This window comes from Paenibacillus sp. J22R232 (assembly GCF_056269165.1).
Window position 1 is genome coordinate 56,899 of sequence record NZ_JBWDNK010000005.1, and the last position, 24,379, is coordinate 81,277.

Annotated in this window: 19 protein-coding genes and 2 pseudogenes; 5 read left to right on the forward strand and 16 right to left on the reverse strand. The window is 42.2% G+C overall.

What is annotated here, in order from left to right:
- Window positions 1–397 precede the first annotated feature (397 nt).
- Window positions 398–1,057 carry an NAD(P)H-dependent oxidoreductase gene (locus tag AC0YN3_RS16670; protein WP_475776132.1) on the reverse strand — a complete coding sequence of 220 codons (660 nt, stop codon included), beginning with the start codon at window positions 1,055–1,057 and terminating at the stop codon, window positions 398–400.
- 1,083 nt (window positions 1,058–2,140) lie between these two features.
- Here AC0YN3_RS16670 and AC0YN3_RS16675 point away from each other — a divergent pair.
- Window positions 2,141–2,677, forward strand: coding sequence for a nuclear transport factor 2 family protein (locus AC0YN3_RS16675; protein ID WP_475776133.1), 537 nt, complete (start codon window positions 2,141–2,143; stop codon window positions 2,675–2,677).
- Window positions 2,678–3,029: 352 nt separating this feature from the next.
- Here AC0YN3_RS16675 and AC0YN3_RS16680 read toward each other — a convergent pair whose 3' ends face one another.
- The 3 genes from AC0YN3_RS16680 to AC0YN3_RS16690 form a co-directional block, all read right to left on the reverse strand.
- On the reverse strand, window positions 3,030–4,025 hold the full coding sequence (locus tag AC0YN3_RS16680; protein WP_475776526.1) for an oxidoreductase: 996 nt from the start codon (window positions 4,023–4,025) through the stop codon (window positions 3,030–3,032).
- Window positions 4,026–4,079: 54 nt separating this feature from the next.
- Window positions 4,080–4,790 (reverse strand): DsbA family oxidoreductase, encoded by a 711-nt coding sequence (locus AC0YN3_RS16685; protein WP_475776134.1) that lies wholly within the window; start codon window positions 4,788–4,790, stop codon window positions 4,080–4,082.
- Between the two features lie 76 nt (window positions 4,791–4,866).
- The gene (locus AC0YN3_RS16690; RefSeq protein WP_475776135.1) at window positions 4,867–5,310 is read right to left on the reverse strand and encodes an SDR family NAD(P)-dependent oxidoreductase; all 444 of its coding nucleotides are present in this window, start codon (window positions 5,308–5,310) and stop codon (window positions 4,867–4,869) included.
- Window positions 5,311–5,908: 598 nt separating this feature from the next.
- On the opposite strand from AC0YN3_RS16690, the gene AC0YN3_RS16695 reads away from it, so the two are divergent.
- Entirely contained in the window at window positions 5,909–6,517 is a 609-nt protein-coding gene (locus AC0YN3_RS16695) for a thioredoxin family protein (RefSeq protein WP_475776136.1), read from the forward strand.
- 25 nt (window positions 6,518–6,542) lie between these two features.
- Window positions 6,543–7,472 carry a DMT family transporter gene (locus AC0YN3_RS16700; protein WP_475776137.1) on the forward strand — a complete coding sequence of 310 codons (930 nt, stop codon included), beginning with the start codon at window positions 6,543–6,545 and terminating at the stop codon, window positions 7,470–7,472.
- A gap of 52 nt (window positions 7,473–7,524) precedes the next feature.
- Here the strand turns inward: AC0YN3_RS16700 and AC0YN3_RS16705 are convergent.
- The 6 genes and pseudogenes from AC0YN3_RS16705 to AC0YN3_RS16730 form a co-directional block, all read right to left on the reverse strand.
- Window positions 7,525–8,150: pseudogene (locus AC0YN3_RS16705) on the reverse strand (IS30 family transposase).
- Between the two features lie 181 nt (window positions 8,151–8,331).
- The gene (gene pdxR / locus AC0YN3_RS16710; protein WP_475776138.1) at window positions 8,332–9,759 is read right to left on the reverse strand and encodes a MocR-like pyridoxine biosynthesis transcription factor PdxR; all 1,428 of its coding nucleotides are present in this window, start codon (window positions 9,757–9,759) and stop codon (window positions 8,332–8,334) included.
- Between the two features lie 334 nt (window positions 9,760–10,093).
- Window positions 10,094–10,534 carry a GNAT family N-acetyltransferase gene (locus AC0YN3_RS16715; RefSeq protein ID WP_475776139.1) on the reverse strand — a complete coding sequence of 147 codons (441 nt, stop codon included), beginning with the start codon at window positions 10,532–10,534 and terminating at the stop codon, window positions 10,094–10,096.
- Between the two features lie 1,430 nt (window positions 10,535–11,964).
- Window positions 11,965–12,093 (reverse strand): hypothetical protein, encoded by a 129-nt coding sequence (locus tag AC0YN3_RS16720; RefSeq protein WP_475776140.1) that lies wholly within the window; start codon window positions 12,091–12,093, stop codon window positions 11,965–11,967.
- Window positions 12,094–12,576: 483 nt separating this feature from the next.
- Window positions 12,577–12,876 carry a Dabb family protein gene (locus tag AC0YN3_RS16725; protein WP_475776141.1) on the reverse strand — a complete coding sequence of 100 codons (300 nt, stop codon included), beginning with the start codon at window positions 12,874–12,876 and terminating at the stop codon, window positions 12,577–12,579.
- A gap of 216 nt (window positions 12,877–13,092) precedes the next feature.
- Window positions 13,093–14,517 (reverse strand): MFS transporter, encoded by a 1,425-nt coding sequence (locus AC0YN3_RS16730; RefSeq protein WP_475776142.1) that lies wholly within the window; start codon window positions 14,515–14,517, stop codon window positions 13,093–13,095.
- A 652-nt stretch (window positions 14,518–15,169) separates the two neighbouring features.
- Between AC0YN3_RS16730 and AC0YN3_RS16735 the strand changes: the two genes are divergently transcribed.
- On the forward strand, window positions 15,170–15,541 hold the full coding sequence (locus AC0YN3_RS16735; protein ID WP_246432029.1) for a winged helix-turn-helix transcriptional regulator: 372 nt from the start codon (window positions 15,170–15,172) through the stop codon (window positions 15,539–15,541).
- A gap of 174 nt (window positions 15,542–15,715) precedes the next feature.
- Here the strand turns inward: AC0YN3_RS16735 and AC0YN3_RS16740 are convergent, their stop codons facing one another.
- Complete coding sequence (locus AC0YN3_RS16740) at window positions 15,716–15,910, reverse strand: hypothetical protein (protein ID WP_475776143.1); 195 nt, start codon at window positions 15,908–15,910, stop codon at window positions 15,716–15,718.
- Window positions 15,911–16,985: 1,075 nt separating this feature from the next.
- Between AC0YN3_RS16740 and AC0YN3_RS16745 the strand changes: the two genes are divergently transcribed.
- A complete protein-coding gene (locus tag AC0YN3_RS16745) occupies window positions 16,986–17,423 on the forward strand; it encodes a hypothetical protein (protein ID WP_475776144.1) in 438 nt (145 codons plus the stop codon).
- Window positions 17,424–17,698: 275 nt separating this feature from the next.
- Here the strand turns inward: AC0YN3_RS16745 and AC0YN3_RS16750 are convergent, their stop codons facing one another.
- The 5 genes and pseudogenes from AC0YN3_RS16750 to AC0YN3_RS16770 all read right to left on the reverse strand — a co-directional run bounded on the left by AC0YN3_RS16750 (window position 17,699) and on the right by AC0YN3_RS16770 (window position 24,219).
- On the reverse strand, window positions 17,699–18,604 hold the full coding sequence (locus AC0YN3_RS16750; protein ID WP_475776145.1) for a glycoside hydrolase family 43 protein: 906 nt from the start codon (window positions 18,602–18,604) through the stop codon (window positions 17,699–17,701).
- Window positions 18,605–18,621: 17 nt separating this feature from the next.
- Window positions 18,622–19,736: pseudogene (locus AC0YN3_RS16755) on the reverse strand (Gfo/Idh/MocA family protein).
- A 167-nt stretch (window positions 19,737–19,903) separates the two neighbouring features.
- Window positions 19,904–20,890 (reverse strand): zinc-dependent alcohol dehydrogenase, encoded by a 987-nt coding sequence (locus AC0YN3_RS16760; RefSeq protein WP_475776146.1) that lies wholly within the window; start codon window positions 20,888–20,890, stop codon window positions 19,904–19,906.
- A gap of 73 nt (window positions 20,891–20,963) precedes the next feature.
- Entirely contained in the window at window positions 20,964–22,439 is a 1,476-nt protein-coding gene (locus AC0YN3_RS16765; protein ID WP_475776147.1) for a response regulator transcription factor, read from the reverse strand.
- Window positions 22,417–24,219 carry a sensor histidine kinase gene (locus AC0YN3_RS16770; RefSeq protein WP_475776148.1) on the reverse strand — a complete coding sequence of 601 codons (1,803 nt, stop codon included), beginning with the start codon at window positions 24,217–24,219 and terminating at the stop codon, window positions 22,417–22,419. The genes AC0YN3_RS16765 and AC0YN3_RS16770 overlap by 23 nt, the downstream gene beginning before the upstream one ends.
- Between the last annotated feature and the right edge of the window lie 160 nt (window positions 24,220–24,379).

The following is a 24,379-nucleotide window of genomic DNA, read 5'->3' on the forward strand; positions in this document are numbered from 1 at the left end:
TTCAGTTATTCTTCTTAACAAGCTTTGATTTGGCATACTGAAAGTCCCCTCCGGAACAATTAGCTTAGAAATGCAATTGGATCACTTCATCTCTAAGACTGATATACATTTGAGCGACGTCAATGTAAATTGCAGTAAGGGCATCATCGCCAGATCAACGATACCGAACGCATCGAAAAACGACTGACCATTCTGCGGAACGAAAACGCACAAATAAACAAGCTTCTTCTCAGGGGGGAAATACTCAGAGGTTTGACAGTTGACTAACCTGCTATGCTACTCGATTTCTGTATGAAAAAACGAATAACTCCCCTGCTGCCATAGCAGAAAGGGAGTCATCCTTGATATACATGAGTTTGAGAAATTTTTGAAGAACGCGATCTAGTTCTACGTTACGTCACACAAATTTTACGATTTCATTCATCGGGAGTCTTTTCTTAGGACGCGCTTCGCGTACACGATGACCAAATGCCACCATGACGCTCAAGCTAAATTCATCATCCCCCAGAAGCCCTCTCTTCTGAAGAAGGTCATTCACGGCATCTAATTCGAAGCCTTCAATCGGGCATGAATCTACGCCGATATGCGCTGCTGCCGTCATCATATTGCCAAGTGCAATGTAAGTTGATTTGGATGACCAGTCCACCAGAGCTCTTTCAGAATCTAAATGCAGATCATGATAAAACTGTTCGTAAGCAGGTCTCATTTTATTGAAAACTTCCAAAGGCATTTGCATTTTTTGAGTTTGTTGTTCGACTAAATATGGAGAATCATAAGTCAGACCTTTCCTAGCCAAAATCAAAACGAAATGACTTGATGTAGGAAGCTGTCGCACTGCACCAGACACGTGTGGAGCTAATTCATTTCTAAATTCTGGACTCTGTACAACAACAAATCTCCATGGCTCATTCCCCCCCGAACTTGGAGATAACCGACCAGCCTCCAAAATAAATTGGAAATCATCTTCGGGTATTTTTTTCTCTGGATCGAATTCTTTTGTTGCATGTCGGTAATTGAAGGTGTCTAGCATCTCTAATTTTCTTACTGTTGTATCCATTTTTACTCCCGCTCTCTAATTAAAATTGATTTTGATCTATAAAAATTGAACTCTGGAGATGACATATTGACTTATATGTCGAGGAACACAACGCTCCCTACTCGTCGCTCTACCAGCTCATTAGCCTCACTTCATCAAGGAATCAAACGCTTGGCTATACCCTAGTTAATTTCAGACTATCCTGTTCCACACGCCTTAAGATTTCAGCGTGTGTGATGCCTCAATCGCCTCGAGATAACTATAGCAGGTATTCATTTTATACATAAGAAGGCAATTTTTTTATATATGCTTTATAAAAGTAAAGCATCATACCTATGTTATTCTCCTGACAATCGAAATCGTTGCCCATCTTCCGTTTTAAATATTCTTCATAAAAAAAGAAGCAGGCAGCTAATATCAGATGTCTAAGATGTCTACTTCATACAATTTAGAACTAATTCCTGATCAATTCATATGAATTTGTGTCCTTTAGGATTTACGCGGGGCCAACCGACATGACTTAACCTCAATTCCCTTTAATCATGTATATCTAAAGGAACGGTATCAGCATTCATTACCGACGATAACGGCGGTATAGGATGCACCGATCGACAACATAAGAAGATAAAGGCCGGTAGAATAAACGACCAGCAGCTTTTACCCATGTCCATATTACTTAACCAGAACATGCCGACCGCATTGATGGCTTGCTTAATCTTCGCCGCTGACCGCTTGTACGTTCCATATATGGAGCATACCCGTTAAGCCCCCCTGTCACTCCATCATTGTAGAAAATCTAGAAAATCGCCATCGCCCAAATGTCTTCAAATGTCTTCGCATGAGAATGGATTTTTATATGTTTTTTTAAAAAAAGTTATAGCCTATCTTCAATTTAAGCAATTTTCACTTCATTTATTCAGGCTAGACGTATAGCTTTATTTTTATAAAGCATATTAATAAAAATAGCCTTCTTATGAAAATTTAGAATACCTGCTATAGTTACCTCGAAGCGACTGAAGCATCATTTACTTAGATGATCAGCTTTTGAATCAAAAGTATCGTGCTTTTTGTTTCTATCAAAAATTAGAAGGAGATTGACATAATATGACCAACACAAAAAATAATGAACAAGAAATTCTAATCAATAGACTTATTCAGCTTGAACAAAAATCCCAACGATTGGAGGACATCGAAGAGATAAAAAAATTAAAAGCCCGTTTTTTCCGTTTTATCGATGAGAAAAAATGGACGGAATTTGGGGATCTTTTTACATCGGATGCCACACTTATTTCCCAAGGCCAGGATTTTTCTGCAGGGGGCGGGCAAGCTTATGGAAAAATGATTGGAGATCTTGTGGGCAAAGCACCTACGGTTCACCACGGGCATATGCCTGAGATTGATATGATCGACATGGATAACGCTAAGAGTATTTGGGCCATGGAGGATTTGTTGACTTTCCCTGACGCGAAGGATGCGTATCCGGGACATAACGGGTATGGTCAATACCGCGAAATGTATAGAAAAGAGAATGGCACCTGGAAAATTAGCAGCACTGAACTAACACGATTCCGTATGGATCCTCTTAAGAACTGGGATCCGAATACAGACCCTGTAACTGGACAGACTGTAACCAGTAAGTAATCCACAGTGACTAAATAAATGAAAATGAACACAGTAAACCCTTTGGATCTCCAAAGGGTTTACTTGCATATAGAGGTATGTGTTCCTTATCGCTTAGACAAGCAAATAAAGTTTCGGCTCACCCATTAAATAATCTTCGTGCCGTAACAAAACGCTTCTTCCATTTATCATCTTACTCGTTCTGAGCAATTTTAATTATGGTCTTACCATTCTATAGTTAAGCGTACAAATAAACACAAGCTGCTGATCCGCAATAGTGAAAATAGAGCGATCACCATTTGGGTTAGCGCTCTACTAGTTTTTCAATCAAAGAGTATGACAGAAACTCAATTACAACTTGCTCAATAACTACTTATACAGTAAACTTAACGCCAGTCAGATTTTCACTAAGTTGCCAGAGTTGCTCCGCATATTCAGGATTAACCGCCCAAGGCTTAACTCCTGGTCCTAAAGGTTTATCGGCAGGAACGGCCTCTGCAATATCCACATTCTCGCAATAGACTCCTCCCTTGCCTTCTAACTGTTTGTTCACAGCTGACCAAACAATTGTAGCTGCACCTTCTGATACTGTCTTCAACTCATCGTTATACTCACTAAAAGTTCGTTGCCCTTGTTCGTCCAGCGCCCCCATCGCACGCATTTCATCATCTGACAAATGACGTGACAAATCAGTTACAATAGACCCTGGATGCAAGGAAAATGCACGAACTCCATATTTTTTACCTCGCTTATCCAACTCAACAGCAAATAATGCATTGGCTGTCTTGGATTGTCCATACGCAATCCATTTGTCGTATTCACGATTTTTAAAATTAGGATCGTTGAAGTCAATACCACTAATCGCATGGCCTCGTGAGGAAACAGATACTACCCTAGCCCCCTCCGCTTTGACTAAAGCTGGCCAAAGTCTAGCTGCTAATTGGAAATGGCCCAAATGGTTTGTAGCAAACTGAGATTCATATCCACGATTATCACGTGAAAGGTCCGAAGCCATAATCCCAGCACTATCGATAAGAATATGCAATGGACGATTGGAATCAAGAAAACGTTGGGCAAAAGCATCAATTGAGAAGGGATCTATAAGATCCAATGATTCTATTTCAACTCCAGGAATAGCGGAGACCGCAGCCATAGCCTTCCCTGATGTACGCGCGGGTACAATAACGGTAGCCCCTGCTTCTGCGAGAATGCGTGTTGTCTCCAAACCTAAACCCGAGTATCCCCCCGTCACAATGGCGACTTTCCCACTTAAATCTCTTCCTTGTAAAGCCTCCTTTGCTGTCGTTCTAGGACCAAATCCTGAATACATAGGTGTCTGTATCGTTATTTCGTTATTATTTTTTTGCATCATTATGTTCCTCCATAATTTAGGAATCTTAGATAAAATCTATTTAATACAAATTCATACTTCGCATGTCCCATCTTCACAAAGTGAAGCTTTAGGATCAACAGAAGTTGATTTAAATGGAATATACGGGTTCTCTTCCTTCCATGCTTGCTGTAACGCTTCTACGAATACTTCCGCTGGCTGAGCTCCAGAGATGCCATATTTGTCGTTGATGACGAAATAAGGAACGCCACGTATCCCTGCTCGTCTTGCAGCCAACTCATCGGCCCTTACCTCATCATGAAATCGATCGCTTGCCAACATCTCTGCTGCATCGTCACCGTCCAGACCTGCTTGTATGGCAATGTCAACTAAGATACTCAGGTCATCCAAGTACAAAGAATCCGTGAAATATGCCTGGTACAACCTTTCTATCACATCATCCGCTTTTCCAAATTGCATAGCAAACTGTAGCAGGCGATGAGCGTTTAATGTATTGGTGGGCTTGGCTGTATCGTAGTTGAATTTGAGTCCATCCTGTTCAGCACGCTTTGAAATATCATCCTGTAATGCTTTCATGTGTTCACGAGTCGATCCCTGTCTAGCAGCAGCCATGCCAGTAATATCATCCAAGGGGTTCACCTGGATATGTGGATTTAGTTCAAAGCTTCGATAAACGATTTCTACAGTCTCTGGATGAGCAAGCTTCTCTAGACCTGCTTCAAAACGACGTTTGCCTATATAACAAAACGGACATATCATATCTGTCCAAACTTCTACTTTCATTCTCTTATTCTCCCCTTTTACTTCAAGAGTATTGTTGTTGCGAGTGAACCCATCCGAAATCGAATTAGGTTATACTCTATTCTCTGTCACTTAAACATGCATCTCGAGCGGAATCGAGAGGATCAACGCAATGACCGCGAAACAGCCGCTTATGTTTAATACCGTGTGAAAGAGGTACTATAAAAGAGGCAACCGATCTTAGAGGTAGCATGGTGTTAGATTGAGCTGAACTATAACCAATACCTGCATTGTTTACAAGAACATCGATTTTACCGAATTCTCTCTCCGCTTCTTCAACGACTTTAAGAACATCCTTAGGGTCGGTAACATCAACAGTAGCCAAATGAGCTGTATCTAGAAAATGATTCGCAAGCGCCTTTTGAGATTCGGTATTCCGGGTAGTCATCACGACACAATGCCCATGATTCAGAACAGTTTCTGCCAAAACTTCCCGACACCACTTGAAGTACCTGTAACTAGCCAAACGGTGTTGTTTATCTGCGCCTGCATAATTGAACATCTTCCTTCATTTAAGGACTTAATTAAATTGAATCTCCTCAAAGTCAACTATAGCAGGTCTTCACCTATCCCATAAGAACGCTATTTTTTTAAACATGCTTTATAAAAATAAAGTTACTTAATATATAGGGTGTCTCCTCTTACAGAACATTATGAACTTATGTAGAATATTCAATAACTGAAAGAGGACAAGCCATTACCGAAGTATTTACAGGAATAAATCGATGGAAAACCGAAGCGGATCCTCCTGTCCAATCACCAACCCAATAAGAAGGCCTTATTTGGATGGGTTCCATTTAGCGCGAAGTTTCGAAGCGAATGACAAGAACTATCTGCACACGCGACATTTGAGCTGTGCATATAGTCTTTTGGAGGAGCAGTAAACAGATCCAACCAGGCATTGTGTCGAACTATACGCCCCGTGTTAGAATCTTCCCTTTAGAGCCCTACCATGATTTAAACGTGGCAAGAACAACACTCAGTCATCCTGCTCGTACATTCTGTCTTTTAAAATATTAACAAAACTGACCATTTATAGATGGTCAGTTTTGTTTTATATTCACTGTATCCCAAAAATAATCAAAAGGATGCGTGAAGAAATGGAAGCACGATTAAACTTAACACACATAATCGGTCAAGGGATTTCACCTCAACAGTTCATGGATGACATGCAGATTCGGACAATGGAAATCAGTAATATCCCGAATACCAAAGAAAAGTTGATCTCCGTTTACGAGAATTTCACATGGACGCAAGAAGAACAGAAAGTATTCTTTACCGCATTAAACAATCGCTCCGACCTGCACTGTTTGATTATATGCACGGATTGGTGCCCGGACGTAATCTGGAATGTTCCTTTACTGTTTCGAGTGATGGAGCAGAGCCGCATTTCGACTGAAGTGTTGCTCATGGAGGAGCATATGGAGACCATGGATCTCTTTCTCACGGATGGCGGGCGAGCACAGCCGATCGCGGTTATCTTGAATGTGTCCGGAGAGGTTCTAGGCAGATGGGGAGCGCGTCCAGCCTATATTCAGGCCGTGATGGATCGGTTTAAAAAGAACAATCCTGATAAACAAAAAGCCGATTATAAGGGGAAACTGAACCAAATATATCGGGAGATCGGCGAGCTCTATCATGCTAGCAACGAATATCAGAAAGTTATGCTTCATGAATTAAAAGATTTGTTTACTACCTTTTCTTCGTGAATTTTCTATCTATCTGGAAGCAGGGATGACCATATTGCACCGATCGCTTTTTCTTGTTTTACTATTGCTCAGCCTCATTTGGGGAGGGTCCTATTATTTCATCAAAGTGCTCATTCAAGATTTCGGACCCTGGACAGTCGTATTTCTGCGATCTGTTCTTGGGCTAGCCGTCATCACGCTCGTTATGGTCGTGATGCGAAAACCGTTTCAGTTCAAGAATACGCCATGGGTATCCGTATGCGTTATGGCTCTTGTTAATACTTGCATACCATGGGCGATCATCGGTTTCAGTGAGATGAGGCTAACAAGCAGCATGGCTTCCATACTGAATGCTACGACTCCTCTTTGGTCACTAGTTGTGGGGGTTTTATTCTTTGGAACGGTTTCTTTCCGAATGCAATGGATTGGGATAAGCGCTGCCATTATCGGCCTGATTGTTCTACTCGGCCTTAATCCTGCTTCTATCATTTCCGTGGATGCACGCGGATTTATCGCGATGATTATTGCTTCACTTTTCTATGGGCTCGGATCTCATTTTTCAAAGCGTCTTCTAAAAGTAATATCCACCTACCAAGCAACTTTCGGCACCCTATTATTCTCAATGTTAGGAAGCGGCGGTTTCGCACTATCTTTTGAAACCATTTCGTATTCGAAGATTGCCGTGCCGCAGAATATGACTGTTCTGATCGGACTAGGGATCTTCGGATCTGGGGTAGCATACATACTCTTCTACTGGATTGTTCAAAATGGCGGTCCCGTATTCGCGACCATGGTCACTTATCTATTGCCTTTATGCTCTCTGGTTTGGGGGGCCTTGATGTTAAACGAACACATCGGTTGGAGTATGATCGCAGGACTCGCTTTCATTCTGATAGGGGTGTTTCTTGCAAGCGGAAAAGGTGTAAAGCTTTCATCGAAACCCAAACATCGGAAGAATTCCACCTATGATATTTAAGGGTCTACATTCAAATCTTAAACTGCGTATTCCAATTTAGGATTAATTTTATTTAAATGACGAATTGTCTAGCTAAGTGCGACAATTCTTCCAAGAAGACTTCGTGAGCCGATTTCCACCCGAGACATTTACGAGGGCGGTTGTTGATCAATCGAATGGCATCGGCGAGTTGGTCATCGGTGACGGAATCGGAATTATTCCCTTTGGGAAAGAATTTCTGAAGGAGACCGTTTGAGTTCTCGTTAGGGCCTCTCTGCCAAGTAGAATAGGGATCGGCAAAGTAGACATTCACGTTATGCACAGCTTCTAGACTGCTTAACAAGAAACTCTTACCACGATCAGTTGTTCCCGTTGGGCAGGTGCCACGTGGATATTGGCTAGCACGACACCGAAGACACCTCCATCGAACGAGCCGTTCAATCAGGCATGCATTTTCAGTGCTAGGTATAGTCGCATCTTTCATTTAATGAAGGTAGCGGCGCAAGCTTCCAGGGACGCTTCTTGGGCAGATTTAGCAGCATAAACCTCGCTCTTCATATTGCCGCTACGTAACAGTTCTCTTGCGATAGTAGAAGGATGTCGACCTAGCTCATGCTCAATCCTTCGGTATGACCAGCCCAATCGATGCAGCACTTCTAATTGTCCTCGTTCAATTATGGTAAGATGGGAGTAGCTCATATTGGTTTCACTTGTACATAATGATGGTGTGATAACTTCCATTTCACACGAAGCCTTCGTGAGGCTTTGTTTTTCTAGGTTTCGCACTTCATATTACAATTCATCAAATATATTAAACAAGTCCTCCCTATAACTATAATCGAAACCAGGAAAATAATTGTCTCGACCTTGTGCAGCACCATTATTCCATGAACCATACCTTTTGTAATAATCGAATTCCGGTTTCCATGTCTGCCAGACTTAATCCTGCAAATCCCAAATACAATTTGGGGTAATGCACGGGATGCTGATTCATCCACATTTTTTGAAAGTCATAGACCTTCACTCCCGCTTCTGCTGCCGAATCTATCAATTCTTTAGTCGTTTTGCACTTTTTAACCGCCATCTGTATGTGAAGCCCCGCGTTTTGTCCCGTTATCTCGACATTTTTACCCAGATGATTCTGAATTAATCCTATCAAATGGTGATGCCTTTTGCGGTATAAGTTTCGTACTTTACGTATATGCCGATACCAATTGTCTTGTTCAATGAAAGACTGCATAGCCCACTGCTCTACTCGCGAAGGTGCATACAACACCTCGTGAGGCATGTTTGACAATTGCTCAATTAACTTCGGAGGGAGAACCATATAATTCATACGCAACGCTGGCGTTAGCACTTTGGAGAACGTGCCAATGTAGATTACTCTTCCATGGGTATCCAGACTTTGTAAGGAAGGAATCGGTTTACCCAGGTAACGGAATTCTCCGTCATAGTCGTCTTCGATAATGTAAGCGTTTCTCGCGATCGCCCACTCTAACAGGCGTTCTCGCTCGGGATAGGGCATAATGCTCCCTGTCGGAAATTGATGGGATGGGGTGACGTATACGATTTGTGCCTTGCTTTCTTCTAAAGCAGCCAATGATACTCCTTTATCATTTACCGAAATCGGTAAAACCTCGCAGCCGTTCAATAGGAATTGATCTCGAACCAAATTATATCCTGGTTCCTCGAATGCGACACTGCGAGTATCCTTCAGCAGTTTGGTCAAGATTCCTATGCTGTATGCCATCCCTACCCCAATAACGATTTGTTCGGGCGAGCAGTACACCCCTCTTGAATTCCGCAGATAGTCGGCGAGCACAGCACGAAGCCCCTGCTCTCCTTGAGGATTACCGTATTTCCCAATCATGCTTGAATGGCTCTCTAGCGCTTCCTTCAGCATTTTATTCCATGTTCGTATGGGGAACGCATCATGATCTAGTGCCGTAGGATCGAAATCTATAAAATCGGCGTGTTTAACAGAAGTTGGGATGTGCGGATTTGAGGTGATTTTTCTTGGCAAGTCATATACTTCCGTATCTGGAATACTTGCGATTACATGCTTGTACGGGGTAACCACGAACAAACCGGATCGGGGTTTGCTGACCACATAACCTTCCGCTGTCAGCATTTGATAGGCCGTTTCTATGGGAGTTTTGCTGATATTGAGTTGTACTTGCAATGTACGAACAGATGGTAAACGCATACCGTTTGTGAGGTTCCCGTTTCTAATTTGATCACGGATCTGAATATATAGTTGTTGATATAATGGTTGTTCGTGTTGATCCGATAGAAGGATGTATAACATGGTGCCCTCCAAACTGTTTCTTAAATGAATGGGATTTTGTTCATTTTTCATTTTTTATAATGGGAAAAATTTTCCTTTTGTTTCAAGAGTTATACTCAAAAGTAGGAGTTACTGATTATTCTGTTTCCGAATACTTACATAACAAAAAATCTCCTATGGATTTCCTTAACGATTCATATGAAGCTGTAAGAGCCCTGACTAAAAAAACCAGCCAGCTTCCTCACCCTTTAGCTTTAGAAGAAATGGAGCAGTAGGTGTGGTGGCGTCAGATCCATGGACATATGCGTCTTCAATAGACTATAGTTCGGTTCGTAGCTAGTTCGATGGATGTTTCTTAGAGCACCTTCACCATCGTATAAAACGAACTGCCAGGAGGATAATCTTTAATCTCACCTACAACTATGTAGCCTTTTAATTCATAAAACGACCGAGCTTGAAATTCAAAAGTCGTTAATTTCGCTTTCACTGCACCTTTCTTCATCGCGATTTCTTCAGCATTTTTAAGTAATGTTGAACCTAATCCTTCTCCACGATAGTCTTCATGAAACCAAATATAATTGATTTCAAGCCAATTCCAGTATACTTCTGCTGTTATTCCGCCAATCCAATTATGATTGTTATCCTTAACCATAATGTTGATTGGTTGAACAGACCCTTCTCTTCTTTTGTAATAATGATGAATGGAATGCTTATTATTGAATTCTTTGATCATGTTTTGTAAAAATTTTGAAAAATCAGGGTACGCTTCTAAAATAACCTCTACTTTATAAGACATAGTTCTTCTCCTCCAAGTGATGTACCATAAAAAGGATATTTACTCCAGCTAATCTTTAATAAACCAAGAAGGAGCTTTCGATAGCTCAGATCACCAACTATATGTTCCCCCATAGACGCTATTGGTGGTTAAATCAAAGTAATTCGGACAGAAGTTAGTTGGATTCAATTATATTAAAACATTCGGGGCTTTCCTGCTCGTTACTTTAACAAACAAAGGCAATCGATCGTTGTGCCCGGCTTCCATCAAGTCGTAATTAGTATCAACTTTCTAACGAGATACTCGCTTTTCGTTTATAGATTGCTTACCGAGGCCCAATTTCATATGACCAGGTGATCCAGGGATTATTTTGAACTCAAGATCTTCAGGTAGGAGAGTCTTAACTGGAGAATTCATGACCTGATTTATTCTTGATGTTGTGCCTTGCAATAAATTCTACTATGTTTCCAGCAGAGTCATAAAAATATATAGAATGAGAATTCCATGATTTTGAGAAATAGACTTCTTCTTTATTAATTAAATTAATTTTCATTCCTTTAGCCTTTAACCAACAGATTGCTCCAAATGTTTAATGGAGAACGCACCAGATGGAATTATAAGAGGAGACGAATACATAGAGATACCAAATCTTACCAAATGTTGCTCAGTGCAATACAGACCCCCGGATTTCCATTTGACAATAGAAACTAATTCAAACTCAGGATAGATGTACAGCCCACTTGTGCCCCTCTTGTTGCAACAGGCTCCCACGAAATATCCTTTATGATGATTTACGGACCACAAGACCTTCCCTCTATTTTCATCTCTCCACTACCTTGCTCCTACGTTCCTCTTCTAAAACCTCGACTATCACATCAATTGAAACACATCATACATTATTCTATTCTAAAGTACCATCGGTTCCATTCTTGATTCGGTTTATCCGGATTTATACAACGATCAATAATAGCGTATATTCCACTAAATATATGGTGGGAATTGTAATCGTTAATACATTTCCGTGCTGGCTGCGGGCCGGTTATCCCTTTAGTTAGAAGTATAGCTGCTTCTCCGGAAGGGGAAAATTAAAACTTATAAGGGATTCTCGCATTTCCTGTTAAAACGAAATACGGTTCTCCGGAATTTGCTCTACGCCGGTTAAAGATCTGCTTTGGCATTCCAGAATAAGGCTTCGGAGATTCAAGATCCATAATAACGCCAGCAAATTGTTCGAGAAGATAGCTCATAGTTGAATCCGGTTGAGACTGACGTAAGAACAAACCCATCTCTTCCACGAAATTTCGATTTCCCGATAGAGATTGCAGCTAGATCAAATCCGGTAGCATACATTTACATTGTTTTCGATTTATTAAAGCATCGTAGAAAGTCTGTAATGAATATAAACAATTTGAACTTGAAGGTATGGTCGCTAAGTCCGATGATTCCCGTTATTATTCAACGGTCGGGCACGCGAGCGCCCGCCCAAAAGACGTTTTGGTAAAAAACAGCTCAATATACTCGAATACTGCCTTTTTAGCTTCTGCTCTAGTCTTAAATTTATGATCATTAAGCCATTTCATTTTAAGTTTCCCCCCAAAAGGATTCCATTGGGGTTGGGGCGTTATCGTAGCAATTTACCTTTGTGACTCATGCTGCATACGAAATCGTGTTTTTCAAGGAGACGTTGTACTTCTTGCTGGCATATTGAACACCACGATTTGAATAGACAATTAAGCCTTTTACTGCACCTACGCGGCCTATGGCTTGTTTCATGCAGAAGATACGAGTTCAGTCTTCATACGGCTGCCATTTCTCATATGAGGAATGGTAGTGTTTAAGCAAATTTACATGCTCATTTTTGACGCAATCTCTTCGTTTTTTCTAGTGCTACGATACACACCTTCATTTTTTTTCAGATACTTTTTCATTTTTACTCAAAAAAAAGAGCTGGTTAAGGTTATTTATTTGATAACCTTAACCGTCTCTTTTTTTTATATTCGGTCAACACCTTAACTTAATGACATTGTCGGCAACGGGGGGCCATTGTAATCGCCAAGCTATCTTTAATAATCGTAATCGATTACCATGGCACGCGTCGCTTCCCGTTTCCAACGAAGATTCTCAAAATCGTCATGCAACGGATGCGAAGCATATGCCGCATAGTCCTCCTGGCTGTCGAAAACCATAGAAATTCCGTAATCCATATGGTTATTTGGTTTCAGCCGGAAAGCGCGGAACTGCTTCACGCCTGGGATCTTAGTCAGTTGATGCTCCGCATCGCGCATAAAGGCTTCCGCAGCTTCAGAACCTGCCTCATGTTGAAGGCTAAAAATAATCATATGATGAATACTTTCATTATCCATTTTAGTGACCACCTCTATTTAAATTTGATAAATAAATCGTTGCAAAGGGAGCGTTAACCTTTCTTTGAGCTCGTCAGGCAGATCGTCCATATCCCAGTGCTCGAACAAACCGGACTGCCTGTCTAGGAAAACAACTACTTAATCTTCAGCTCCTAACGCTCGTTTGTATTGCGTATGCAAATAAGTGCCACGTGCATAGCTTCTCCCTTCTACGTTTTAAACATGCATCTCTTGAGGAACAGCCCCGGCAATCTCTCTTTTGCCGCCGTTCATGAATGCAAGAAACAAGGCAGCGATCGCAAAATATCCACTTACGATTAATGCTGTATGGAAGCCTGATAACATAGCCTGATTCGCAGATTCATTTACAGCCGATGCAGTAACAGTCGTCGCGATTGTCGCCAAAATGGATAAGCCCAAGCTTCCCCCGAGTTGTAGGAACGTGTTCACGATACCGCCGGCAATTCCGTGCTCTTCAGGTTTTACATCCTGCATGGAACCGGCGATAACGGCTGTAAAGGACGCGCCGACCGACAAACCTAGCACGATAAAGGCTGGGAGAATAAACGAGACATAGCTTTTATCCATACCCATATTACTTAACCAAAACATTCCAATTGCGTTGATCAACTGCGTGACGATCAGCAGTCTTTTCGCCCCGAACTTACGCATAAAGAACGGCGTGATTTGTGTTACAACGATTGATGCAAAACCAAGTGGTAAGAAAGCCATGCCGGTAGCTAAAGACGAATAACCTAGCTCGTGGAAATACAGAGTCGAGAAATACATAAATCCGGTCAAATAAGAATACATCAAAAAACCTATGATATTGGACGTGACGAGCGAGCGAAACTTGAACAAACGAAGTGGCATTAACGGATTCTTGGCATATTTTTCGACCAATATGAACACGCCTACTAATATTACGCCGATTATCAACAGAGTAATCTTCGCAGCCGACCAACTCCCGTCGACATCAGGCATGGAGATGCCATAGACCAGAACGAAAATACCAGCCAGTACAGAAATCAGTCCAAACCAGTCGATGGACTTTTTTTCGCTCTTTACGGTAGGATTTACTTTCACGAAAATTAATCCAATGATTAGCAAGATGCCAAGCGGAACGTTCAGGTAAAACAACGATCTCCAGCCCACAGAATCCGTTAGTAATCCGCCGACGATCGATCCGCCCGCCGCTCCCGCTGACCCTAAGGCACCGAAAATTCCAAATGCTTTGTTACGCTGCGGTCCGACCGGGAAATTGTTGCTGATAAGCGACATCGCCGCAGGAATGGAAAGGGCCGCCCCGATTCCTTGGATCGCCCTACTGGCAATCAGCCAGATCTTATCAGTCGCCAAGGCGCCGGCCAGTGAAGATACCGCGAAAATTGCCAAACCAATCATTAAAACACGTTTTCTTCCAAGTAAGTCGCTTGCTCGTCCTCCTATCATCAGAAAACATGCGAACGTCAGCACGTAAGAAGTGACAATCCATTGCAAATCGTTCGCCTGCATGTGAAGCGCCGTTTGGATGGAAGGCAATGCGACGGTTACTGTTGAACCATTCATAACCTCGATGAACTGGGCAAAACAAACAATAATTAACAACAACATATTCGCTTTTGTTATACGATCACTCACTATTTCTCCACTCCTTCTTTAATGGATCGAGGAATGATGAGTCCTCAAGTCCTGTTTAACATTTCAAATGCTATATGATACCTATCTACATTTCTCAATTCCTTCTACGCTTGATCAATCGTCAAACTGCGGTACATCGAGTTAAGTTAAGCATGTAGATCACTTTCGCGGACGCTAACTGTCGCATATCTCTAAACGGTGGCACGAGAGGCTTCATTCGCCCGCTTAACGCACCCAAATACATTTGTTTCTGTGTAGAGACCAAATATTGGGCATATTCATTCGAACAATATTTGTAGTGTCAAGAATGGACACGGGAATGCCTTCAAACGATTTAGCACAAGATACATCCATAATAATTTCTCCATTGTTGAACGTTATCGTTAATCCGTAAATGGAATAAAATGTTCAATCATCTCCCATTAGGCATTGGGAAGCTGTAAATCCTGTCGGTCTGTACGGCGGCTTAATTCCTTCTTATGGTGGTCAACGTCTTGGCAGCATCATCAGGCGCGTTTTGAATTGGCCAACGCTGATAAAGATAATGTCCATCCGGGACCAAGGAGCTCCCGTAGTGACATTTAAATCGCTATTTAGTATAATTAATTTAAAGTTTACTTTTTAGTCTAATGCTAAAAAAGAAAGTAGGTTGATGAAATTGAAATGTTCGAATTTTGATATGCCTTGTATCGAATCGATTTCCGAAGTGTTGCAATTTCTTTCGGGAAAATGGACTTTTCTAGTCATAACAGAGCTTCTAAAGGAACCTCAACGTTTTAATCAATTGCGAAGAAATTTAGGTAACGTAAATACGAAAGGATTAACAGATACATTACGGAATTTAGAACAACATCAAATGATTAAACGCCAAGTATTTCCCACTGTTCCAGTGACAGTCGAATACTCAATTACAGAAAAGGGACAATCATTCTCAAGCGTATTTAATGAAATAAATCGATGGAAAACAGAATGGGAATCTCCTTCTTTACCGCAACTCGTTGAGCCTCATTTCATTGAAGGGTAATGAGGCAAGCTCTTTTATATGGGTGGGTTCCATTTAACTAGTGAATCCATCCAAAATCGTATTAATATCAAACTGCTGATTCATCGTTACTCAGTAATGCAAATACCCTGACGTCACATAGAACTTTCGTATTAATGATAAAGAATGAAATGGAAATAAATTAATTAACTTCGCTTATTCCAACTTGTATTGTCCTAACTCACCCGCCCTCACTTCATTACTCAATCGATCACTTGCCAACATCACGGCCGTATCCCCTGCAGCCAAACCCGGATTGTACGGCAAGTTTACTAAAGTATTCAAACCATCTGGATACAAAGAATCCACAAAATATACCCAATATAATATTTCTAATACATCGTCTGCCATATACAGCATCCGAGGAATTCACATCCAATAGCAGATGAAGCGAAGCTTCGATAAACAATTCGCACGGTTTTGTAATGAGTATGCTTACTGCGTCAAAGCGACGTTTGCCTCTATATCAAACCGGGCATACCATAAGCGTAAAAGCATCTACTTTCCATACTATTCTTTCCGATGTTGTATGCCTACATCTGCAAACCCTCTTCTCATTAGGATTGTAAGTGAACTTCACTTGCTTCGGGATCAACTATAACAGGCATTCTTACTTTTCATAAGAAGGCTATTATTTTAAATATGCTTTAGAAAAATAAAGCCTCTTACCGTTTTAATTGTTAAACAATTGTATTAATAGATGGCCTTCCATAACTATCTTCTTTTTCGCCATTCCGTTTAAAAGGTCTACTGGCTTTAGCTTTTTAAAGCATGTTTAAAAAAAGTGCGTTCTTATGAAGAATTTGATTACCTGTTATAGTTGACTTCGAGGCAGTTGAGGCACAATTACCATCCCAAATGAGATTTCACCCATGTAGAGAGCGCACAATTTACTCTAATAAAACGATTCCAATAGTGCAGCTGTTCGTAAGCATGTTCCCGCAAGTTCGACACGTCTGATCGGTCACGTATACAAAAAAGCCACCCAAAGGGTGGCCTGCACTCAATAAGAGTGCAAAAGTATAGATAGGAGTGGAGAGTCCTGTCCTGAACCTGTAGGTTTTAAAAGCATATTTTCATACTCGCCCTCTATTTATCTGTTCAACTTACTGTAGCCAATCCATTGTAGAGTTCCGCTCCTTCATGATGATAGGTTTATTCTACAAGCCCTTATTTTTTCTGTCCAACTAAGTGTAGACGATCCAGTCCATACGATCTACCTCTATACCCGAGACTTCATCCTGCTTCCAGACATGATTCCATCAATTTGTTAATCAGCACGGTCGAATTTAAGCAACGATTCACCTTGGGCGCGGTCGATTAAATACTTCTCGATGCCGCCCATGATGCTGAAGCCATCTACAGGCTGCTTCATCACCAGCACATCGAACCCTTTATTGATCTAAATAAGCGCTCCCAGAAAAATATGGAGACCAGCGGCGACATTGTCATTTCGCCAGAAGGCATTCCCATTTGCCCGAATGGGAATAAGATGAAACCCAACGGATTTGAGAAATCCAAAGGCCGTATGAAGTGGAGATATTCCCCGTCCAGCGGTTGTTCCAACGCCAAATACGGGAGAACGTACCACACCCATGCTCATGGCAATCTCCGTCTTTTCACAAACACGGTGCGCGGTTCGGATACATGGAAGAACATTTACAAGCGTCGCACTTCCATTGAACGTTCCAACAAGCGCGAGAAGATTGATTACAAGCTCGAATCCGGCAGACATCGCTCGACCATGATGTGGGACATGCGCCTTTATGGCATCATGACCTGTCAGCATCTCGATGCTTGGTATCTGGACCAGAAAGAACACTGGGATCTTGCTAAGAACTTATTTTATCCAGCTGTCAGCTAATACTTTTTAAAAATACAAGAATGAAAATTGGTGGAGTCTGCTCATTTATGAAACTGGTTTTCATTATCCAGTTTTTCCAGCTCAGTACCTCAAGTTCTCCACTTGACCCCCCTTTTCCGGATTTTTAATTCCGAGAGGCTATTAAAATAATAAATATTCACTGTATACATCCGCAAGGTTTGTATAAACTTATATCTCAACACAATCCCTTAAAAGCAAAAAAAGCTGACCTCATGTTACCCAAAGATCAGCTTGTTTTATAAATATGAGACTTGTTATACCCCCAAGAACTCGTCTTTCCAAGGGATTTCAACCTCGTTACCGATAAATCGGATCGGAAGGAAACTGTACCCCGACATTCTCAAATCGTCCTTGTCCCAATGATCCAGCATAATATACCATTGCTCGTTTAACTTGAAGGCGTTCGACGTCTGACCATGGAAGGTCTTGCGATAATCCGGCCCCTTGCATGGGTTGTCTATGAGCAGCCACGATCCCATCACTTCCTTGGCGGAGCCATATAACATCGCATTCGGATTCCACCCTGTGCAGCCGGAACCAAACATGTAATAAACTCCGTTTTCCTTGATTACAACCGGCGCTTCACGGAACTGCTCAATAAACGTGAGTTTGGATTCGCCAGTCAACCCTGTATAGTCATCGTTCAACTGGCAAATCAGCGTGGTAGCATTCCAATCCGTGCTGCAGATTAGATAGACGTTATTGTCTTCATCTTGATACAAGGTCATATCCCTGCTATCCTTGTGTTTGCTGCTCGGCTGTAAACTGCCTTGATATTCGAACGGCCCTGCCGGAGCGTCCGCGACCGCTACTCCGATTCGAGCATAATGGTATGATGCGTCATCCAAATGAAACCACATGACGAATTTTTTAGTTTTTTGGTTATAAACCACTTTGGGCCGTTCCCCTACCTTATTCGTGCTCAGCTCATGCTCGTGGTCATCTTCCACAGCTCGCAATACGACGCCTTGATTATGCCAGCTACGCATATCTTTGGAGGAGTAACAGGAAAAGCCTAGGAAGGGAACACGATTGCCCTGCGTTTCTGCATCTTTGTTTTCTCCATACCAATAATAAGTATCTTCAACCTGAATGATAACCCCGCCATGCGCCTGAATGAAATTCCCTTCCTCATCTACCCAGCATGTTCCATTTTTCATCTTTTTCACATTCCTTTCTAGAGTGTTAATAACAGCTCGTCAATCGATACCCAACGACGCTCTGCAATCGACAGATCTACCGCCTCGAGCACCTCTTGGCATTTCACGCCGTCATGGAAATTTGGAACTGGCTGACGGTCCTCAGCGATTGCCTGCATGAATTCAAGCACCTCATGTGTGAACGTATGCTCGAAGCCGATCGAATGTCCTGCCGGCCACCAAGCATCCATATAGGCATGCGCTGGATCGGTTGCCAGTACGCGGCGGAAGCCCTGAACATCCTCTGCATCCTCCGTGAAATACACCTGCAGCTCGTTCATACGTTCGAAATCGAACTTGATGCTGCCCTTGCTTCCATTAATTTCGAAGCCATTCGTACAGCGATGAACAGCGTCGTGTCATCAACCGTGACTTCACCGAGCGTTTCTTCCACGCCGCCTTTGGCGCTGAGGCCCGTCCCTGCCGATGCCAGCGGACGTTCCTTGATGAACGTCTCGCTCATCCCGATCACTTCTTTGAACTCACCGACGAGAAACCGAGCCATGTCGATTAAGTGTGCTCCCAGATCGCCGTGCGCGCCTGAACCCGCAATATCCTTCTGTAGTCGCCATACCAGCGGAAAGCTCGGATTGATAATCCAGTCCTGCAGGAAATTGGCGCGGAAGTGATAGATTTGACCAATTCTGCCTTCTTCAATAAGCTTCTTTGTAAGCTGAACCGCTGGTGAGAATCGATAATTGAAGCCGACCATATGCTTAACGCCCGCCTTCTCCGCAGCTTCGAGCATCTCGCGCGCGTCCTCCAGCGTCATGGCCAGCGGCTTCTCGCTGAACAAGTGCTTTCCTGCCGCTGCAGCCGCAAGCGCAATCTCCTTATGTGCATCGCTTGGCGCGTTAATATCGATGAGATCGATATCATCACGCTGAACGAGCTGTCTCCAATCCGTCTCGGAGCTCTCCCATCCAAACTGCTCACGAGCTTGCTCGACTCCTCTCGGATCGCGTCCACAGATCACCTTCAATACCGGTTTCACCGCCGACTTCGGAAAGAACATCGGGAGTGCTCGATATGCGTTGCTGTGTGCTTTACCCATAAACTTGTACCCAACCATACCTATGTTAATTTTGTCCATTAACATTGCCGCCTCTCTTGCATTATGTTGTTTTCCAATGCGCTTACAGCTATCGTTTAAAGCCTGGTTTATAAAAGCCCATCATAATAGCATGGGCCCTAGTTAGAACCATTTTACAAAATGCATCTAGTTACCCTCAAGCATTACGAAGACTCCATTATTTGCTCCTAACCGTGAAATCCAGAATATGAACTCCCGTATTTATTCGGAACAACAATTCCTTTTAAATATCCAGGTGGTCGTTTTTCAAGACTTTCGAAGGCTTTTTGAATGTCAGCCAGCTCGAACACATGGCTTATAATTTGATCCATTTGAAATACACCATTATTAAGCAATGAAACAGCACGTCGTTGATCGTCCACCTCATTCAAAGAATATCCAGGGTGGGTAGCTCGAATCTCAATGGATTTATTAATAACTGTCTCCATATCAATACTCCCAGCAGACTTATAAGCACTCATTAATACCAAGCGTCCTCGCCCATACTTTAACAACTGGATGCAATCGTTAATAACGGATACGCTGCCAGTTCCTTCAATGACAAAGTCCGCTAAATGACCATTTGTAATTTCATTAATCCGTTCCGGCACTTGCTCACGCTTCGCATTAATGGTATGTGTAGCCCCGTAACGTTTGGCAAGCGCGAGCTTCTCGTCATCAATATCTACGGCTATTAAACCAGCTAGTAATTTACCAGACAAAGCTTGAATAGCCCATAAGCCCATCGGTCCCGCACCCATTATAATTCCAAAATCACCCGCTTCCGGTGCAGCACCACGTATGACAGTAATCACACATTTCAATGGTTCTCCGAGCGCATGGACAGGGTTTATATGTGGACCTACTTTAAAGGAGGCAGCTCCTTTAACGGCAATATAGTCCGAAAAACCAGTTAATTGATTCGGGAGTCCTGTGACGACATCACCAATCATAAAGCCACTCGTATTTGTTCCCATTTCCACAACGGTCCCAACCCATTCATGCCCCAGGCTCATTGGTGTCTTGCCGATCCTGCCATGAAAGTGATTTAATTCCCATGTGCATAATCCACAAGCCTCCACCTTTACGAGCAGTTCATCATCACCATAAACAGTCTCTGTCTCTCTAATCTCAAATTGATTGGGCTCTACTAAATAAGCAATTCTTGATTTCATCCAATAACCTCCTAGTAAACAAACATATATTTAAACCGTGTATTCCGTATTAGGAGCATGACCAATGCTATAACTATCGGAAAGCTTTTGATTTACGATATTCATTTGGTGTCATAAGCAACAGCTTTTTGAACACTTTGATAAAATAATGATCATTCCCAAAACCTACCAACTGACTAATCTCATTAACAGTTAGATTAGTCGATTCCAAGTAGCGAATCGCTTGCTTGATCCGAACATGCTGAAGGTATTGAATAAGTGTTTCTCCCGTTTTCTTTCGAAATAAACCGCATAAATAGTTTTCATCCATATTCACATAATCTGCCATAACTTTCAGGCCGTTCTGGTTTTCAGCGTAATGTTCATGTATATAGGACAAGATCTTATTAATTTCCGGATGGTCCGTTACGGGAATAGACTTGTAGCTCCTACCTTTCATATCCTGCACAATCTCGTTTAACAAATCGGATAATAGCTGTTCATGCGAGATGGCTGATTCAATATGCGATTCTATCATCGGATTCGGATTTAAGGTCGTAGTCGTTACACGGCAATATTGACTTACAATATGAGCAGCCATTCGCTTAACTCTATGCACGGGAAGCCGGCGCCGCTTCATCTCATCCCATACCATTCGAATTTCTTTATTCGTTTCTTCAGGAACATCCTGTTCCATAGCTGTGATCAGCCGCCGTTCTGTTTCCCATAGAATCTCCCCATTCTCATTCCTTTCTTCGCCGCTATGAGCCAAAGCCTGATCGCCATACCAATAGTCGCTAAGCTCCGTAAGGAGGGATGACCATAACGCTGGAATTTGCTTCAGACTGCTGGCATTCCTATAGGCATAACGATTAGAAAAATCCTGTTCCAACAGATCGATTGGCATCGAATTTCGCGACCAAGTAATGATCGTTGAAATACCGATATCCGTATAGATTTGAGCCTCTCCTGAGCTCTCTATCCAATTTATAAATACAGAAGGCAGGTGGTCTGACCCATGCAGCACGGAGCATATCGCGCTTATTTGAATTCCTTTGTTACTCAGATCTGCATCAATTACATCTAATTCCATATGGTTCTGAGCTGCTGGTACTGCACTTATCACTCTCCAAATTCGATCAATAATTGTAGGCATGTTCAGAAACAGCTTGTCCCGGGACTGCACTGCTGATTTCTCCAGCTCCTGCTTCACCTTGTTGAGCGATTCTTCAAGGGTACGAATATCCATTGACAGCTTCAAAATATATCCAGACGCACCATATTCCAAAGCTTTCCGCGCATATTCAAAGTCACTCATGCACGTCAGCATAATAAACCTGGTTTCGAGACCCTGTTGACGTACTGTTTGTAGAAGCATCACTCCATCCAACTCAGGCATGATTATATCCGATATGACAAGATCTGGTTTATGCAGCTCTATTAGCTCAAGAGCCTCTAAGCCGTCTCCTGCTTCGCCTACCAGAGTGAAACCTAATGAATGCCAAGAGATCAGCTGTTTGATCGCATCCCTCACAAAAACCTCATCTTCAACCAGAATTACTTTCCACAAGTTGATTCTCCCCTTCCAAGAACGGATTCGAGACAAGTAGCGGAATAGTCGCACGGGCTAACGTTCCCTGGGGCAGCTCTTCAAGGGTGAAGGATGCTTCCCCTTTGTATAAGAGCCGCAGACGTTCACGCAAATTAGTCAATCCGATCCCATTTCGCTTACGATTGCGGAGAATACTCATCTGTTCCGCTTGCTTCAGACCGATGCCATTATCCTCAACTTCTATGACAAGCTTCTGCCCTAATTCCGTCATTCGTATAACAATTCGACCTTTATCCTTCAGCTTTGAGAAGCCATGATGAATGGAATTCTCTACAAGCAGCTGAAGACTCAGCTTGGGGACAAGCACATAATCTAGCGAGCGATCTACGAGATAGATAACTTCAAATGGATATTGCCATCTTTTTTGAGTGATATAGACATAAGCACGAACGAGCTCAAGCTCATCTTTAGCAAATATCAGATCAACATTCGTATTCAGGCTCGTTTCCAGAAGCTTGCCCAGACTCAGACAGATTTCAGCAATATCATCCTGCTTACTTAAGACGGCTTGCCATTTCACCATATTTAGTGTGTTAAGTAAAAAGTGAGGATTCATTTGGGAGAGCAGCATTTGAAAGTGCATCGCTTCTTTTTGCTTCTCTTCCAATTTGAGCTTGGTAAATAGCTCATAAATATCATCCGTCATCCGATTGAAGCTTTGAGCCAAAGCCAGTACCTCCCCGTCCATTCGCTTCACATTTAATCGGTCGCGAAAATTACTGCTCACAATTTTATCCATTTTCCTTTGAAGCAATTGAAGCGGTCGAGTCAAGCTCGATAATATGACAAATGTAATGAAAACAAAAAGCCCGATGAAAATTGTATACGTTTTCAAATACTGCTGTTTCATCCCACTAATATCTCCGATATATGAATCAAACGGGAACTGGCTGACCAATTTCCAGTCCATAACGGATAAATATTGAACGTTCAACAGCATATTGGATTTGCGATCGAAGTACTCCTGCGCGCTATTGGAAGGTTTATGAAACCGTTCAATCCATTCAGCAGCCAAGCTCGCACTGTTGCGCGTACGAGAGAGAATCTGCCCATCTGCGTCTATTAAGAAATAATTTTGGAACACGGGAAAATCCCGAATGATTGATTTCAACCAACTGTCATAATCGAAGCTAACCTGCAGATAACCAAAGGGCTCTTCATTCCCTTGCTGCAATACGGACAATAGCGATAGCTGCCGCTCGTTATGGGAGGAAACACCAATATCCCCCATTTCTTCTTCTAACCAAATAAGCGATTGCCCACTCTCGGCCATCTGGGTTAATCCCTGATTACTTAATACATCATTTGCCCGCAACTGCTTAAGAGGCGTGTACGAAGTAAAGACCTGACCTTGTTTGTCGACTAGCGAATAGTATACAAAAACGCTGTTCGGCGAACTCCGGCTGTTAATATGCGCCAATTCATTTTCTATTTCTATTCTTCTTGTATCCAAATCTGCTAGGCTGCCATCGCCTTGAGTGAGCCAAGTATAAAATCGCGGATCATTCTCAATCTCTAAAGCATGCGTTAACAGATTCGTATGTAATAAGTTGAATTTCTCCTTCACTTGCTCAATTTGTAGTTCTGTTTGCCAATTCACTTTCTGACGGAGGATCTCTTCGATTTGACTATAATTGCGAATTTGAAAAATAAATAGAGGAACAAATACGAATAACAAAATAGCGAAAAAAAGCTTATATTTTATTTTGGAGGGCAGCCACCGCCGTATGGAGATCATCTTGTATCGCCCCTCGATTCTCATAATGGCCACCATTCTCTCCAATCTCTGTTAAGTGATTGGAAAATGCTGTGACAACTACATTTTATATGAGCGATCTAGGCAATACAATGGTCATAATTCTGAAGTGAATAACACAAAATTAGTTTTTATATCAATG

Excerpts from the sequence above, each read along its gene's own strand:
- AC0YN3_RS16720 (WP_475776140.1), bottom strand. The coding sequence starts at position 12,093 with ATGAAATGGCTTAATGATCATAAATTTAAGACTAGAGCAGAAGCTAAA.
- AC0YN3_RS16715 (WP_475776139.1), bottom strand. The coding sequence starts at position 10,534 with ATGTCTTATAAAGTAGAGGTTATTTTAGAAGCGTACCCTGATTTTTCA.
- AC0YN3_RS16685 (WP_475776134.1), bottom strand. The coding sequence starts at position 4,790 with ATGAAAGTAGAAGTTTGGACAGATATGATATGTCCGTTTTGTTATATA.
- AC0YN3_RS16750 (WP_475776145.1), bottom strand. The coding sequence starts at position 18,604 with ATGAAAAATGGAACATGCTGGGTAGATGAGGAAGGGAATTTCATTCAG.
- AC0YN3_RS16700 (WP_475776137.1), top strand. The coding sequence starts at position 6,543 with ATGACCATATTGCACCGATCGCTTTTTCTTGTTTTACTATTGCTCAGC.
- AC0YN3_RS16725 (WP_475776141.1), bottom strand. The coding sequence starts at position 12,876 with ATGGATAATGAAAGTATTCATCATATGATTATTTTTAGCCTTCAACAT.
- AC0YN3_RS16760 (WP_475776146.1), bottom strand. The coding sequence starts at position 20,890 with ATGAAATCAAGAATTGCTTATTTAGTAGAGCCCAATCAATTTGAGATT.
- AC0YN3_RS16735 (WP_246432029.1), top strand. The coding sequence starts at position 15,170 with ATGAAATTGAAATGTTCGAATTTTGATATGCCTTGTATCGAATCGATT.
- AC0YN3_RS16670 (WP_475776132.1), bottom strand. The coding sequence starts at position 1,057 with ATGGATACAACAGTAAGAAAATTAGAGATGCTAGACACCTTCAATTAC.
- AC0YN3_RS16680 (WP_475776526.1), bottom strand. The coding sequence starts at position 4,025 with ATGCAAAAAAATAATAACGAAATAACGATACAGACACCTATGTATTCA.
- AC0YN3_RS16695 (WP_475776136.1), top strand. The coding sequence starts at position 5,909 with ATGGAAGCACGATTAAACTTAACACACATAATCGGTCAAGGGATTTCA.
- AC0YN3_RS16675 (WP_475776133.1), top strand. The coding sequence starts at position 2,141 with ATGACCAACACAAAAAATAATGAACAAGAAATTCTAATCAATAGACTT.
- pdxR (WP_475776138.1), bottom strand. The coding sequence starts at position 9,759 with ATGTTATACATCCTTCTATCGGATCAACACGAACAACCATTATATCAA.
- AC0YN3_RS16770 (WP_475776148.1), bottom strand. The coding sequence starts at position 24,219 with ATGATCTCCATACGGCGGTGGCTGCCCTCCAAAATAAAATATAAGCTT.
- AC0YN3_RS16690 (WP_475776135.1), bottom strand. The coding sequence starts at position 5,310 with ATGTTCAATTATGCAGGCGCAGATAAACAACACCGTTTGGCTAGTTAC.
- AC0YN3_RS16740 (WP_475776143.1), bottom strand. The coding sequence starts at position 15,910 with ATGGCAGACGATGTATTAGAAATATTATATTGGGTATATTTTGTGGAT.
- AC0YN3_RS16745 (WP_475776144.1), top strand. The coding sequence starts at position 16,986 with ATGGAGACCAGCGGCGACATTGTCATTTCGCCAGAAGGCATTCCCATT.